The 14,220-nt window shown below is 61.5% G+C and carries 11 protein-coding genes and 1 pseudogene; 4 read left to right on the top strand and 8 right to left on the bottom strand.

Going from position 1 to position 14,220, the window contains the following annotated elements; translation table 11 throughout:
- Positions 1-268: 268 nt before the first annotated feature.
- The 5 genes from ACFX5Q_RS14770 to ACFX5Q_RS14790 form a co-directional block, all read right to left on the bottom strand.
- On the bottom strand, positions 269-1,240 hold the full coding sequence (locus tag ACFX5Q_RS14770) for a LacI family DNA-binding transcriptional regulator (protein ID WP_404279010.1): 972 nt from the start codon (positions 1,238-1,240) through the stop codon (positions 269-271).
- A gap of 125 nt (positions 1,241-1,365) precedes the next feature.
- The gene (locus ACFX5Q_RS14775) at positions 1,366-2,475 is read right to left on the bottom strand and encodes an ABC transporter ATP-binding protein (RefSeq protein WP_404279012.1); all 1,110 of its coding nucleotides are present in this window, start codon (positions 2,473-2,475) and stop codon (positions 1,366-1,368) included.
- A 30-nt stretch (positions 2,476-2,505) separates the two neighbouring features.
- Positions 2,506-3,378, bottom strand: a complete 873-nt coding sequence (locus tag ACFX5Q_RS14780) for a carbohydrate ABC transporter permease (RefSeq protein WP_404279014.1) — start codon at positions 3,376-3,378, stop codon at positions 2,506-2,508.
- On the bottom strand, positions 3,371-4,297 hold the full coding sequence (locus tag ACFX5Q_RS14785) for a carbohydrate ABC transporter permease (RefSeq protein WP_404279017.1): 927 nt from the start codon (positions 4,295-4,297) through the stop codon (positions 3,371-3,373). Before ACFX5Q_RS14785 ends, ACFX5Q_RS14780 begins: the two co-directional genes overlap by 8 nt.
- 158 nt (positions 4,298-4,455) lie before the next feature.
- Positions 4,456-5,757 carry an ABC transporter substrate-binding protein gene (locus ACFX5Q_RS14790; RefSeq protein WP_404279019.1) on the bottom strand — a complete coding sequence of 434 codons (1,302 nt, stop codon included), beginning with the start codon at positions 5,755-5,757 and terminating at the stop codon, positions 4,456-4,458.
- Positions 5,758-6,190: 433 nt separating this feature from the next.
- Here ACFX5Q_RS14790 and ACFX5Q_RS14795 point away from each other — a divergent pair.
- The 4 genes and pseudogenes from ACFX5Q_RS14795 to ACFX5Q_RS14810 form a co-directional block, all read left to right on the top strand.
- Positions 6,191-6,310, top strand: a pseudogene (locus ACFX5Q_RS14795) (ROK family protein); the annotation flags it as partial.
- 29 nt (positions 6,311-6,339) lie between these two features.
- A complete protein-coding gene (locus tag ACFX5Q_RS14800; protein WP_404279064.1) occupies positions 6,340-6,699 on the top strand; it encodes an ROK family protein in 360 nt (119 codons plus the stop codon).
- Between the two features lie 9 nt (positions 6,700-6,708).
- Positions 6,709-7,005, top strand: a complete 297-nt coding sequence (locus tag ACFX5Q_RS14805; protein WP_404279021.1) for a hypothetical protein — start codon at positions 6,709-6,711, stop codon at positions 7,003-7,005.
- Between the two features lie 282 nt (positions 7,006-7,287).
- On the top strand, positions 7,288-9,114 hold the full coding sequence (locus tag ACFX5Q_RS14810; RefSeq protein WP_404279023.1) for an adenylate/guanylate cyclase domain-containing protein: 1,827 nt from the start codon (positions 7,288-7,290) through the stop codon (positions 9,112-9,114).
- 463 nt (positions 9,115-9,577) lie between these two features.
- Here the strand turns inward: ACFX5Q_RS14810 and ACFX5Q_RS14815 are convergent, their stop codons facing one another.
- The 3 genes from ACFX5Q_RS14815 to ACFX5Q_RS14825 form a co-directional block, all read right to left on the bottom strand.
- Positions 9,578-11,347: an adenylate/guanylate cyclase domain-containing protein gene (locus ACFX5Q_RS14815; protein WP_404279025.1), complete on the bottom strand. Its 1,770-nt coding sequence runs from the start codon at positions 11,345-11,347 to the stop codon at positions 9,578-9,580.
- A 240-nt stretch (positions 11,348-11,587) separates the two neighbouring features.
- Positions 11,588-12,787 carry a mandelate racemase/muconate lactonizing enzyme family protein gene (locus tag ACFX5Q_RS14820; protein ID WP_404279027.1) on the bottom strand — a complete coding sequence of 400 codons (1,200 nt, stop codon included), beginning with the start codon at positions 12,785-12,787 and terminating at the stop codon, positions 11,588-11,590.
- 17 nt (positions 12,788-12,804) lie between these two features.
- Positions 12,805-14,166, bottom strand: a complete 1,362-nt coding sequence (locus tag ACFX5Q_RS14825) for a mandelate racemase/muconate lactonizing enzyme family protein (protein ID WP_404279029.1) — start codon at positions 14,164-14,166, stop codon at positions 12,805-12,807.
- Positions 14,167-14,220 lie beyond the last annotated feature (54 nt).

A 14,220-nucleotide genomic window follows, 5' to 3' on the forward strand; every position in this document is an offset into this window, starting at 1 on the left:
GGAACAATGTGAGGATCTACCAAGGCAAATCCGCCAGAGTCTACATTTCCAGCGACTTGGCGGGCCTGACAGGCGCGCGCCATGATGGGAGGCAATGGAGCATTCCTCGATGACAGTGACGGACGACTCTATCCGTGACGCTCCCATAACCGACACGTATTGTGGCGATGCCGATGCGGGTTCGGTTCGCTGGGATCACCGCACGGACGGCAACCTTCTGGGCCTGTGTAAGATCTGACCGGCATCGACCTTGCAGCTGCCATTCGTGTCACGACGGAGACCCAACTGGAGCGGCGCAGGAATCTCTGACAATCAGGGTTGATTTCAGCCTGATGGACCGCGGTGCGGAGGACAATCCGTGGATCCGTTCAACGAGCATCTGCGCAGCTCTGCGGCCGATTTCAGTGCAGGGCTGCGCGACCAAGGTCAGCCGAGGCTCGAAAAAGTCCGCCCATTCAAAATCGTCGAAGCCGGCAAGCGATATGTCTTCGGGTATTCTCAGGCCCGCGGTGCGGATTGCTGCCACGGCTCCGATCGTTGTCAGATTGTTTCCGGTGATGATGCCGGTCGGCGGATTTGCCAATCTCAGCAAGGTTGCCACCGCGTGCTGAGTGGCCTCGAAATTCCGGTTCGAAGGCTGCACAAGGTCCGCATCGAAGCCGATGCCATTGCGCTCGAGGCCCAGCCTGTAGCCTTCGATGCGCTCGCTTGTGGTGCTGAACCCTGCCTGACCGCCGATCATGCCGATCCGTCTGTGGCCAAGTCCCGCCATATGTGAAACCAGACTGGCGACAGCATGCTTGTTTTCAACACCGACATGGTCGAAGGCAGACTCAGCGAACCTGTCGACGAGCACGGTCGGAATGCCGCTCGTCTCCAGGTAGCGAATGGTCTTGTTTTCGGGGTCGCCGCAGGGGGCCAGGATGATGCCGTCGACTCTCCGCTCCTGCAACGCCTGAACGACGGCAAGTTCGTGATCCGGCTCGTCGCGTGTGTCGGCGAGGAAGACCAGCAGGCCGAGGCGCGCGCACTCGTTCTCGATGGCGCAGATGATGTCACTGAAATAGGGATTGGTAATCGCCGATATGGCGATGCCGACATAGTTGCTGACGTTGCGCGCAAGCGACCGCGCCAGCGCATTCGGCTGATATCCCGTTGCAGCGATCGCCTCGTTCACCAAGGCCGTTTTTTCGGGGCTGACGAGGCGCGTGCCGTTGATGACATGCGACACCGTGGACATGGACACTCCGGCTCGGCGAGCGACGTCGGTGATCGTTATAGCCGCTCTTCTCGCCATCCCCTCACCTCAATCCGGCACCTGTCTGTCCAGGAATGTCCCGCGGCCGCCGATTCGCAGCCGACTATTCATTGTTGCCGGGCATAATCAATGAGGTTTTCGCCGCTGTCGCCGTTGAAGTAATGGACGTGGTCCATGTCGATGGAAAATAGCCGGCCGTCCCCAAGCTTGGAACGGTCGCTGGGCGGCAGCCGCGCGATGCATCTGTGGTCGCCGGCGCTGAGGTCGAGAAGAATCTCGTGGCCGAGATGCTGAACCACATCGACATTGAACGCGATCGAATCGCTCCCTGGGATGGCGCCGGGCTGCAGGATCCTGAAATGCTCCGGCCGCACGCCCAACGTGACCGTTTTTCCCTGCTGGCCGGCAAGCGCCGCGCGCCGGCACTCCGGAACCTCGATCCGCAACCGGCAGGCCTGGTCCAGGAGGGCGTTGCCGTCGTAGACCAGGCGCAGGAAGTTCATCGCGGGCGATCCGATGAAGCCGGCGACGAACTGGTTGGCCGGCCGGTTGTAGACCTCGAGCGGTGCGGCCGCCTGCTGGATCTTGCCGCCGTCCATGACCACGATCTTGCTGCCCATGGTCATGGCCTCGGCCTGGTCGTGAGTGACATAGACGGTCGTGGTTCCGACCTCCTGGTGCATCTTGGTCAGGAAACTGCGCGCCTCGATGCGCATCTTCGCATCGAGGTTGGACAGCGGTTCGTCCATGAGAAACACGCCGGGACGGCGAACCAGAGCCCGCCCAAGCGCGACGCGCTGCCGCTGGCCGCCGGACAGCGCCTTGGGCAGCCTGTCGAGCAGGTCGTCGATGCGCAGCCGCTGCGCCACCTGCCGTATCTGCGTTTCGATCTCGGCTTTCGGCGTCTTCCGGATCTTCATGCCGAAGGCGATGTTGTCGCGCACCGTCATATGCGGGAACAGCGCATAGGACTGGAACACCATGGCGATGTCGCGGTCCTTCGGCGGCAGCGTGGTGACGTCGCGTGCGCCGATGCGAAGCGTGCCGCCGGTGATCGATTCCAGCCCGGCGATCATGTTCAGCGTCGTCGTCTTGCCACAGCCGGACGGTCCCACCAGCACGGCGAATTCGCCATCGGCAATGTCCAGGTTCAGCCCGGACAGAACCGGCACCATGGCATAGCGCTTCTCGACGTCCTTCAGGGACACTTCAGCCATTACAAAGTCCTTGTTGCACAGTCATCGAAATCAGCCCTTCACGGCGCCGGAGAGATTGCCGCCCGAGATCTGCCGGTAGGTCAGGATGAACAGGATGACGATCGGCAATTGCGAGATGACGAGCCCCGCCGCCGGCAGGTTGAAGACCGCAAGGTAGCGGTCGCTGTTCAGCTTCAGCATGCCGACCGTCACCGGGAAATTCTCCTCGCTGTTGAGGAACACCAGCCCGAACACGAACTCCTTCCAGATGGCGATGAAGTTCAGCGTGTAGCCGACGAGAATGCCGGGAATTGACAGCGGCAGGATCACCTTCCAGAAAACCTGGAAGTCGGTCGCGCCCTCGACATAGGCGGCCTTCTCGATTTCCGGCGGGATCGTCGTCATGAAGCCGCGCAGGATCAGTACCTGCAGCGGCATTCCATAGACGCCGTGAACGATGATTAGGCCGATCTTGGTGTCCAGCAGATGGAAGGTGCGCAAAGTGTCGTAGAGCGGGATCAGCACCGTCTGCTGCGGCAGCATGAGGCCGGTCAGCAGCAGGCCGAAGATCCATTTGCGGCCGGGCACGTTCATGCGGCTGAGCGCAAAGGCCGGAACCAGCGCCAGCGTTACGGCCAGCGCGGACCCGGCCGTGGCATAGATCAGGCTGTTCTTCAAGAGCGTGCCGAAGCCGAGGCCGAACCAGACGTCGATATACGGCTGGATGGTCGGCGACCTGGGCAAGGCGAAGGGCCCGGCCAAGAACTCGGCGTTCGACTTGATCGACGTCATCACGATCAGGAGCAGCGGTCCGAGCCATACCGCCGCCAGCACCAGCATGAGCATGGTCGCGGCGAGTTTGGGCAGGACCGAGGCGAAGCTGCCGCGGCGCATGGCGCTGGCGTTCAGGGTCGCGTCAGACATCGAAGGCACCCTTCAGAACCTTGCCGAGCAGCACGGCCGCAAGCGAGCCGGCAATCACCAGGATGACGACGCTGAGTGCGGCGCCGTAACCGAAGCGGGAGTTCCAGAAGCTCTCCATGTAGACGAGATAGCCGAGCACGTTGGTCATGCCGAAAGGCGCGCCCTTGGTCAGCACCGCGATCAGGTCGAAGGCGCGCAGCGATTCAAACAGCGTCAGCATGACGATGATCGCGGTGACGGGGCGCAACTGGGGCAGGGCGACGCTGCGGATCATGCGCCAGTGTCCGGCACCCTCGATGCGCGCGGCGTCGAAGGTTTCCTTCGGAACATCGCCAAGGCCGGCGAAGTAGAAGATCATCGGCATGCCGGTGAAGGCCCAGCCCGAAATGACCGCCAGCGTGTAAAGTGCGATGCGGTAGTCGCCGAACCATTCATGCACCAGGAAGCCGAGCCCGACCGACCGCAGCAAGGTGTCGAAGGCGCCGAACACCGGATTGAGGATGAGCAGGAACATCAGCCCGACCGCGATCAGCGACATGGTCACCGGAAAGAAGACGATCGTGCGCAGCAGCGACGGGGCAAACACCAGCCGCGCCTTCATCACATAGGCGATCAGGAAACCGAGCGAGACTGGAAACACCAGCGACACGATCAGCCATTTGGCGTTGTTGACCAGCGCTATGTAGAAATACTTGTCGTGGAGGAGGTAGGCGTAGTTGGCGAAGCCGACGAATTTCTTCTGCGGCGCCATGCCGTTCCATTCGAAGAAGCTGAGGTAGATCGTGTAGACGATCGGGTAGCCGATGAAACAGGCGAACACCAGCAACGGCACGGCGACGCCGAACACGGTCACGAACACATGCCGGCGGGCGAAGCCGACGAAGGTGCCGTCATCGAAGCGGCTTGCGCTGCTGGCCATGGTTGCGCCTTTCGATTTGATTTCGGAAATGGACGGGTAGCGTCGGCGTCGCGTTTTCGTCGGCACGCGGGCTCCTGCCGTTGCGGCGGCGCACTGAAGCGCCGCCGCCGGGGAGGATGCGGGAGAAGCGCGCAGCACTTCTCCCGCTCGGTCATCGCCTAGGACTTCTTGACGCGCGCCGCTTCGTCCTCGGTCAGCTTCATGGCGTCTTCAGGTGACATGGCGCCGGCCAGCACACCCTGGACGCCGTCGAGGAACTTGTCCGAGATCGCCGGCGGCGTGGCGTGGTCGACATGCATGAAGGTGAAGGAGCCGGACTCCGCCATCGCCTTGCCGAGCCGCTGTTCCATCTCGCTCAGCCGCGACAGGTCGGAATTGACGTTCGACGGGAAAGGCTTGTCGATCTCGAGCTTCTTGCTCATCGCTGCGTCGGACACCATCCAGTCCAGGAACTCCGCCGCGGCATCCTTGTTCGGGCTGTTCGCATGGATCATGATCGTGTCCTCGGCGAACACCGACATCACCGGCTTCTTGCCCGGGAAGGCCGGCATCGGGAAGAAGTCCATCGGCACGACGCAGCATTGCGGCTGGTCGCCGCGGAAGCGGCCGAGATTGAACGAGCCCTGATACCAGTGCAGGCCGTGGCCCTGCGTCCACGGCACCATGGCAGGCCCGAGATCGATCGAGTTGAACGACGGCTCGAACATCCCGTCCTGGGCCAGTTTCTGCATCATGGCGGTGACATCGACGGCGCGCGGGTCGGTCCACGGAATGGTGCCGTTGATCAGCCCGTCATAGACGTCCAGCCCATGCTTGTTGACCAGGATCGCCGACCACATGAATTGCGAGGGCCACTTCTTCTGGTTGGCCAGCATGAAGGCGGCAAGGCCGGCTTCCTTGCCCTTCTGGGCATTGGCCATGAGTTCGTCCCAGGTGGTTGGAACCTTGAGCCCGAGCTTCTCGTAGACGTCCTTGCGGTACCAGACCACCGAGGCGCACATCTCCGTCGGCACGAAATGCTTCTTGCCGTTGTAGACGGACAGCGTGACGCCGGCCGGGTTCAGTTTCTTGTCCCAGCCATATTTTTCGTAATAGGGCGTCAGATCGGCGGAAAAACCGTTGTCGACGATCTCCTTGCCGCGTCCGCCTTCCCAGGAATAGAAAAGGTCCGGCGGATTGCTCGAAGACAGTTCGATGGTCTGCTTGGTCTTATAGGTCTCGCCGTCGACGCTGGCGCCGGTAACATGGACGCGGTCGCCGTTCTTCTTGTTCCATTCGTCGATCAGCCAGTTGGCGTAGACCTCGGACGACGGCCACGGCGCCCGGTAGAAATACCGGAGTTCGGCGGGCGCGGCCCGCGCCATCTTGACCCCTGACGCAGCCGCCACGGCCGTGGCGCCAAGAGCCGCCGAAGCTTTCACGAAGGTGCGGCGAGACAGTCCGTTCTGCTTGAAGTTCATCGGTTCCTCCCGTTCGGTTTGACAATTCACAGGCAGCATCAGGCCGCCACGAAGAGCGCGCGCGCGACGTGTGCCGGCAGGGCTGTTGCTGATCCTCCGAAGGCGAATACGGCAGTGCGGTTCTGCATCACCAAATTCGTCACGGAGATTGAATTAATCCAATCGAAGCGCTTGCGCAAGCGCTTCGATGCACATTTTTCGACTTTCTGCGCGTGTCATACGGCCTGTCAATATCTATGGACTGGCAGTGCCCTTCCGTCCGCTCAGGGACACGCTCGCCCAGCGCTTCTCCAAGCCTGTCGCACTCGAGAACGACGGCATCGCCGCCGCTTACGGGGAATGGCGTCACGGCGCCGGCCAGGGTCTGCGTCATCTCGTCTAAGTAGCGGTCAGCACCGGCATCGGCGGAGGCGCCATCGTCGACGGCCATCTTCTGCACGGTCGCCGCGGAATGGCCGCCCATGTCGGGCATTTTCGCATGGCGCCGGACGGCCCGGTCTGCTCGTGTGGGGCCACGGCTTGCTTCGAGGCCTTCGCGGCCGGTACGGCGCTCGGCAAGCGAGCTAAGGCGGCCGCTGCACAATCGGCGTCGGGGTATCTGGCGGAAGTCGCCCGCAGCGAAGCCGTCGACGCGCGCCATGTGGTCATGGGCGCCGGGCCGGCGATCCCCAATGCCTCGAGCTCATCAGGGAAGAGGCGAAGTTTCTGGGCCAGGGGTTCACGAGCCTGATCCACCTCTACAGTCCCGAGCGGGTGATCATGGGCGGTGGCGTGTCGCACGCGTTCGATCTTCTGGCCGAAGACATGCACGACGTTATCCGCAACGACGCGATGGTGTTATTCCGCGATGTCGAGATCGTGCCGGCGGCGCTGGCAGACAATTCCGGAATCATCGGCGCTGCCGAACTGGCCCTGGATGCCGCAGACAACGCACAAAACTAGGAGGAACCCATGTATTTCGAAAAGTATCAGCTCAACGGTCGCCGGCGGGCTCAGGTCATCGTTGCGGACTACAGCGATGACAACCTTGCGGAAGCAAAATCCCGCCTCGGCAAAGCCGCAGCGACCTTCGAAAAGGTCGACATCTCGCAGTTTGTGATTGCGGGAAACACCCTTTCGGAACCGAAATTAGTACCTACCGCCTCATCGTACCATACCGAGCTGCAATGTCCGCTAGTCCAGGAACTGCCTCCCAATGAATGTTGGCAAATGACCAAAATTGGACCGAGAGCAGACCGGCAGCCTTAAGGTGCAAAATAGTCTAAGCGAACGTTGAGGCAACCCGCGCGCATGCCCGCGGATGACCCATTGCTGACCTTTGCGAGCCGCGAATGGATGTATGCCTTAAAAAGCGAAGCGGTCATTTCTAGACTCACTACCTGGTCGCTGCGCATTGTAATTCCGCCCCGCGTCCGCCGTGCCGATTTACGGAGTGGCTGAGCGAGATCGTCGCTATTCGCGCATCGCCCCCTGACATTTCATTTTCACGCGACCCGTTCTATGATTTTGGGGGGACAGGACCAATTACCGATGGACCGCAAGCTCTCAGCAATCCTCGCTGCCGATGTCGTGGGCTATTCCGCCCTGATGGAACGCGACGAGGCCGGCACGTTCGAACAGCTTCGTGCCGGACGCAAGGAACTGTTTGAGCCCGAAATTGCTCGCCACCACGGCCAAATCTTCAAGCTTATGGGCGACGGGATGCTCGCCGAATTTGGCAGCGTCGTGGACGCCGTGGAGTGCTCGGTCTCGCTGCAGCGCGGGCTAGCGGAACGGAACGCCGCCGTTCCCGAGGATCAGCGGATCCAGGTGAGGATCGGGATCAATCTCGGCGAGGTGATCGTCGAGGGCGAGGACCGGTATGGCGAGGGCGTCAATGTCGCGGCCAGGCTCCAGCAGCTGGCAGACCCAGGCGGCATCTGTGTCTCGGGAAAGGTCGCCAGGGAAGTCGAGAAGAAGCTGGCCTTCGGCTTTGAGCCGATGGGCGAGCAGAAGGTGAAGAACATTGTCGAACCGGTGCAAGCCTTCCGCGTCATCACAGAAGGACAAGCCAGACGCCTGCCGGCAATACCATCGCAACCGCGCTGGGTTTGGGCAGGAGCAGCGGTGCTCGCCCTTCTTCTCGTTTTAGCCGGGGCGACCTGGCGGTTCTGGCCGACGGCGACAGTGAGCGACATGCCGAGGATTGCGGTCCTTCCCTTCGATGACATGAGTGCCGGCGCGGATCAGGGATATCTCAGCGACGCCGTCGCCGAGGGGATCATCACCGAGCTTTCGCGGAGCAAGACTTACGCCGTCATCGCCCGGAACTCGAGTTTCAGGTACCGCGACAAGCCCACCGACGCCAGGCAGATCGGAGATGAACTCGGCGTCGACTACCTGCTTGAGGGCAGCCAGCAGAAGGTGGGAGACCGGCTGAAAGTGACGGCCCAACTGCTGAATGCGCATGACGGATCGCATCTGTGGGCTAACACCTACAACCGCGACATCGGCGATCTTTTCGTCGTCCAGGAGGAAATCATCCGCACGCTTGCGGATCGTGTCGGGCGCAGGATCCAGCGCCCCCTGCCAAAGAGCACTGCTGCCCAGGTCAGCGCGCTCCACTATTACCTGATGGGGATTGCCGAGATGCGCAGTAATTTCACTGCCGCGGGGAACCAACTGGTGCGGCAACTGAGCCTCAAGGCGATCGAAGCGGATCCAAACGCCCAGTTCGGCTATATCGGGCTGGCCTGGTCCTATCGCAATGATGCGACATTCGGGTGGCACGAGCAGGAACATAACCGGGACGATGCGTTGAAGCGCGCCGCCGAGTACGCCGACAAGGCAATCCTGCTCGCTCCGGACGACGCCGACGCGCATCATGTCCGCGCCCGCATCCATACCGAAGCTGGAGAGATCGAGCAGGCCCTTGCACGGTTCGATCAGGCAATTGCGCTGAATCCCAGCAATCCAAACATCCTCGTCGGCAGTACGGACCCGCTGCTGTATATCGGCCGCACCGACGAAGCGATCGATCGGATCGAGCAGGCCAAGGGCATCGATCCTTTCCACCTTGACAACTTCCACTGGCAGATGGGCTGGGCGCTCTGGGAAAAGAACGATTGCGGGGCCTCGCTGGCGGCGATGCGGAAAATGTCCAGAATCCCGAGCGGCGCACACCGAATGCTTGCGGGGATCCACGCTTGTCTGGGAAACCAGCGGGAGGCAAGGGAAGCGCTTGCGGTTTTCCTCAAAGACTCTCCCGGCCAATCCATCAGTAAAGAACGCAGGGAGTGGGAGAAGATATGGACCGCCCCCGGAAGCCTCGGCCGCTGGATCGAACACATGCGGTTCGCGGGCTTGCCGGAGGAGTGACGGCTGTCCGTGCGCCATACCGATCGGTCGCTAGGCCCTTGAAGCATTAGGATCATGGGCAATGGGGCCACCTTGCGCCACAGTGCGCTCTCACCGGAACTTCTGGAATGGTCGGTCAGCGACTGAGTGCCAATGTCGGAAATTGGCGCAACCGCGACCTCCAGCGTGGTCGCCGCTAACGTCAGCTTTCAGGCAGTGGCAAAGGCATCCTCAACGTCACGAATGAGGCGCAATGCTGCCTGGCAGCTAAGGGGCCGATAGCCGACCGTCCGCTGCTAGGGTACCCAGCACGCAAGCGGACATGTGAGACCTCGGAGGTCCGGGATCAGCCGAGCCTGTGTGAAAACGCGACGCGTCAGGATGGCGCATGTGCGCCAGAAGCGGCCAATGGAAATCCTGCTGATGCTATCTCAAGAGTCGCCTTGCCAAGGTGCGGTTTGTTTTACCGCAACCAACTCGACCTTCACTTTGGCAGACCCGCTTTGACGTAGCCGTCAATGAAATGCTGCAGGTCCGCGTCGTTGCGGAACGGTTGTCCGCTTGCCCAGTAATCCACCGAGAAATTCGGGATCGCGGCAAGGTACAGACGGGCTTCCTTCTGGGCCTCCTCAATGCGGCCAAGCTGCGCCAGGCTCGCGGCCAACAGTCGCCGTGAGCCAGTCCCCCGTGCGGCATCTTGCCGAAGCGTTTCGATGGCGTCTTCATACCGATCTGCCGCATATTGAGCCCAACCAAGCACCCAATAGTAGAATCCGGGCGGATACGGATTCAGACGAAAGGCTTTCCGGGCACAATCTATTCCCTCGACAGCGCGTCCTTCGAATACCATCAGGTCGGTGAGCAGCGCCCAGACGTCGGCATGGTTGGGGTTGATTCGAAGAGCCACCTGGAACCCTGCCACTCCTCCATCCAAGTCACCGTCGTAGGCCCGCACATATCCGAGAATCCAATGTGCGTCGGCATTTTGTGGGTCGAGCAAGACCGCGCGTTCGGCAGTGGCACGCGCCTGCGCGCGATGTGGGTCAACGGCTTCTCCCCAATACAACCAGCCGAAATGGTGCGTCATCGCGAGCCAGGCATATGCTTCAGCGAAATCCGGATCGAGTTTTATTGCTTTCTCGAGGAGCGGGCGAGCCACCCGGTTTCCTTCGGGCGATTGCATCGCCAGCACGCGTCCGCGCACGAAAAGATCGTAGGCGTCGAGGTTTGTTGTCCGTTGTCTGGCGATGGGCCGGGCAGACGGCAGGACATTTGCGAGAGCGCTCACGATCTTCGCCACGACCTCGTCTTGCAGGGTGAAGATATCCGCCAGGTCGCGGTCGAAACGGTCAGCCCAGAGATGGCTGCCATTGGTCGCGTCGATGAGCTGGGCATTGATCCGCACCCGCGCTGACGCCCGCCGGACGCTACCTTCGATGACATAGCGAACGCCAAGCTCCCTGGCGATCGCGCGGATGTCAGCCGACCGGCCCGTATACGCAAAGCTCGAATTGCGAGCGATCACCAGAAGGCCAGGGACCTTGGAAAGATCAGTGATCAAGTCTTCCGCTAGACCATCGCCGAAAAACCCCTGCTCCGGATCGCTGCTCATATTCGTGAAAGGCAGCACCGCGATCGAAGCTTCGTCCGGCAGTCCGGGCTGGCCCGACGCGGGCTGGAGCGCCGGGCCCGCTGGAACGGCCTCCCAGCAGACACGATAGACCCGGATCGGGCGAGCGATGTGCTTGAGAACGCGCTCCCCCTGATCGTCGAAGCGGACTGGCAACTTGCGATCGACATGCTCATAAACGGTATGAGAGATAAGTATTCCGCCGGCGTCGGCCAAAGCCTCCAGCCGGGCCGCGATATTGACTCCATCGCCGAAGATATCGTCGTCCTCGCTCATGATGTCGCCGAGATTTATGCCCATCCGAAACGTCAGCCGGCGATCTTCAGGAATGGCCGCGTTTCGCTCCGTCATTGCCTGTTGCAGTTCGACCGCGCACCGCACCGCTTCTATGGCGCTGGAGAACTCAGCGATGAGCCCGTCGCCGGCCGTTTTTACGATGCGCCCGCGATGCGTCTCCACCGCTGGCCTGACGACATTTCGCAACAGCACCCGCAGCCGCTCGTGAGTACCCTCCTCGTCGCGCTCCATCAAGCCACTATAGCCTGCGACATCAGCCGCTAGGATCGCCGCCAACTTCCTTTCAGGGCGGTCAGAAGAGGTGGTCGCATCGCTATCGTCGGGCATTTCATGAGTGTACGCCGCCCCTGAGAAACCACAATCGTCGCAGCGTGATCGGCGTCAGGTCAATCCCTGCCAAGAACTAGCACGTTCCGGGTAGGGCCTAGCGGCGGCAATCCTGGAAACAACGTTCTACGCCTTGCCTGACGCGTCGCGTTTTCACACACGCTCGACCCGAAGCGCTCATTCTGGATACCAAATTCCGTGAAGCGGTCCGAGTGGCGCAGGTGGCGAAAGAAGAATAGTTCAGTCGAAGAAGCCCCTATCCTCTTCCTTGAGATATTTTCTGGCTGCTTCGCCGTCGATATCGAGGCCCAACCCCGGCGCTTCCAGCAGGTCCACCATGCTGTCCTTCACGATCTGCGACGGCAGGCCAATTACGAGGTCCTCCCACCAGGGGTCGGAAGCGCTCGGGTATTCGAAGGCGATGTAGTTGGCGGGCAAGGTGGCGCACACGTTGATCAGCGCGCCGAGACCCAGGAGGCCGTTCGCGGTGCCGTGCGGCGCCATCAGGATCGAGTGCATATAGGCGTGCTCGGCCACCCATTTGAGCTCGGCAATGCCGCCGACATCGGCCGGATCGGGGCCGATGACGCGCACCGCCTGCGTCTCGATCAGTTCCTTGAAATTGTGCCGCAGGTAGATCTGCTCACCGGTATGGATTGGCGTCGAGGTGGAGGTGGTCAGTTCCCGATAGGCCTGCGGATTGACCCACGGCACATAGTCGCCGGTCAGCATGTCCTCGAGCCACATCAAATTGTACCTCTCGACCGCGCGAGCGAATTTGATCGCATCCGGCAACATCCAGCCCGGGCCGCAGTCGAGCGCCAGGCTGACCTTGTCGCCCAGCACTTCCTTCATGGCGATCACGCAGTCGAGCATGTGGTTGAAACCGCGCTCACTGATCACGCCTTGATCCATGGCACCGTGATAGCCGGCCTTCTTCTGCGCCACGCCGTAATGGAAGCCCTCGATGGTGTCCTTCATGTTGGAGTGAAAGGAGATACCTTGCTTGACCATGAAGAAGTTCTGCGGCCGCTCCATCATCCATTTGACATCAGCGGCATAGTCCTCCGGCCGGTCACCCGTGCGCTTCTGGCGGATCGAGCCGTTGTAGACACGCACCTTGTCCCGCACCTTGCCGCCGAGCAGCTTGTAGGCCGGCATGCCCGCGGCCTTGCCGGCAATGTCCCATAGCGCATGTTCGATCGCGCTGACCGCGGCGCCATAGGGCTTGAAAGAGCCGCGTTGGCGGATCTTCAGCATCACCCGCTCGACGTCGGTCGGATCCTCGCCGATCAGAGCCTCGCGGAAATGCAGCACAAAGGGCTTGAGATAGCTTTTGGTGAACTCAACTTCGCCAAGGCCATAGAGGCCCTCATCAGTGACGATGCGAACGATGGGGTGCTTGCCGATAACGGCACAGCGAAGGTCGGTGATCTTCATGTTCGGGTCTCTTCGCCTCAGCTCCAGGTGCGATCCCAGGAATGCTCGTTGTCCCAGTGATCCGTGGGCTGCCAGATTCCGGTGACACCCGGCTGCAGATGCTGCGAGATCACCTCATCGACGACATCGTCGATCCCCAGGCCCGGCTTGTCCGGAACAGTAATGAAGCCATCCTTGACGAGTGGCTTGGGAAGGCCGGTGACGATATCGTCCCACCAGTCGACATCGGCGGAATGATATTCGAGCGCAATGAAGTTTTCGGTCGCGGTTGCAACATGTGCGGCGGCCATTGCGGCGATTGGACTTTCGGCCATATGGATGGCCATCGCGACGCCGTGATCCTGCGCCAAGTCGCCGATCTTCTTCGTCTCGAGAATGCCCCCGCTGGTGAGCAGGTCCGGGTGGATGACAGAGAGACCGCCGCTCTTGAGCAGGGGTTCGAACGCCTCCTTGAGGTAGATGTCCTCGCCGGTGCAGATCGGCACCGTGGTCGCCTGCTGCAGTTGCCGGTACTGCTCGGTGTATTGCCAGGGGATCACGTCCTCCAGCCAGGCCGGAACGTATTTCTCGATACGACGCGACAGGCGTATGCCGTCCTGCAGCGAGATGTGGCCGACATGGTCGATGGCGAGCGGGATCTCGTATCCGATCACCTCGCGAACCTCGTGGATATACTGCTCGAGCAGGTCGATCCCCTTTTCGGTGAAATGCAGGCCCGTGAACGGGTGCTGCACGTTCTGCGCATCGTAGGCGAGATTGCGCGCCTTGCGCTCCTCAAGCGCGCCGCCACGGCCGCGTGGATTGGCGTGAAACCCTTCGAGCGCGCCGGCGGACGCGGCCACGGCGCCCGGGACATGGGCGATCTGCATCAAGCCCAGGTCCATCTTGAGGAAGGTGAAACCGCGGTTCATGCGCTCCTTGAGGCGCTTTCCGGTTTCGGTGCCGCTCGGTTTCTCGGCGTCGGTATCGCAATAGATGCGCACCTTGTCGCGAAACTTGCCGCCGAGCATCTGGTAGATCGGGACGCCATAGGCCTTACCTGCGAGATCCCACAGCGCGATTTCGACCGCCGAGACGCCGCCGCCTTGCCGGCCGTGCCCGCCGAATTGCTTGATGCGGCGAAACAGGCGGTCGATGTCGCAAGGGTTCTCGCCAAGCAGCCGGCTTTTCAGCATCAATGCGTAGGTGGCGCTGGCGCCGTCACGCACCTCGCCAAGCCCAACGATGCCCTGATTGGTGTGGATCTTGAGCAGTGCTGAGGTGAACGGCGCGCCGACGATCTCGGCCACCCGCATGTCGGTGATGCGAAGGTCGGACGGCTTGGAATTAGTGTTCACCCGATTGAGGGGCTCGTCGGCGGCTCCGTCCGTCTTTGGCATGATTTGTCCTCGTTCTGGTCGGGAGGCTTTGTCGCCCCAAACGCCGGCCGGCAT

It is taken from the genome of Mesorhizobium sp. IMUNJ 23033 (genome assembly GCF_044778005.1).
GTDB classification, from domain to species: domain Bacteria; phylum Pseudomonadota; class Alphaproteobacteria; order Rhizobiales; family Rhizobiaceae; genus Mesorhizobium; species Mesorhizobium amorphae_A.

What these genes read in the sequence shown, in the direction of transcription:
- ACFX5Q_RS14770 (WP_404279010.1), bottom strand. Translation starts at nt 1,240, where the DNA reads ATGTCCACGGTGTCGCATGTCATCAACGGCACGCGCCTCGTCAGCCCC.
- ACFX5Q_RS14775 (WP_404279012.1), bottom strand. Translation starts at nt 2,475, where the DNA reads ATGGCTGAAGTGTCCCTGAAGGACGTCGAGAAGCGCTATGCCATGGTG.
- ACFX5Q_RS14780 (WP_404279014.1), bottom strand. Translation starts at nt 3,378, where the DNA reads ATGTCTGACGCGACCCTGAACGCCAGCGCCATGCGCCGCGGCAGCTTC.
- ACFX5Q_RS14785 (WP_404279017.1), bottom strand. Translation starts at nt 4,297, where the DNA reads ATGGCCAGCAGCGCAAGCCGCTTCGATGACGGCACCTTCGTCGGCTTC.
- ACFX5Q_RS14790 (WP_404279019.1), bottom strand. Translation starts at nt 5,757, where the DNA reads ATGAACTTCAAGCAGAACGGACTGTCTCGCCGCACCTTCGTGAAAGCT.
- ACFX5Q_RS14805 (WP_404279021.1), top strand. Translation starts at nt 6,709, where the DNA reads ATGTATTTCGAAAAGTATCAGCTCAACGGTCGCCGGCGGGCTCAGGTC.
- ACFX5Q_RS14810 (WP_404279023.1), top strand. Translation starts at nt 7,288, where the DNA reads ATGGACCGCAAGCTCTCAGCAATCCTCGCTGCCGATGTCGTGGGCTAT.
- ACFX5Q_RS14815 (WP_404279025.1), bottom strand. Translation starts at nt 11,347, where the DNA reads ATGCCCGACGATAGCGATGCGACCACCTCTTCTGACCGCCCTGAAAGG.
- ACFX5Q_RS14820 (WP_404279027.1), bottom strand. Translation starts at nt 12,787, where the DNA reads ATGAAGATCACCGACCTTCGCTGTGCCGTTATCGGCAAGCACCCCATC.
- ACFX5Q_RS14825 (WP_404279029.1), bottom strand. Translation starts at nt 14,166, where the DNA reads ATGCCAAAGACGGACGGAGCCGCCGACGAGCCCCTCAATCGGGTGAAC.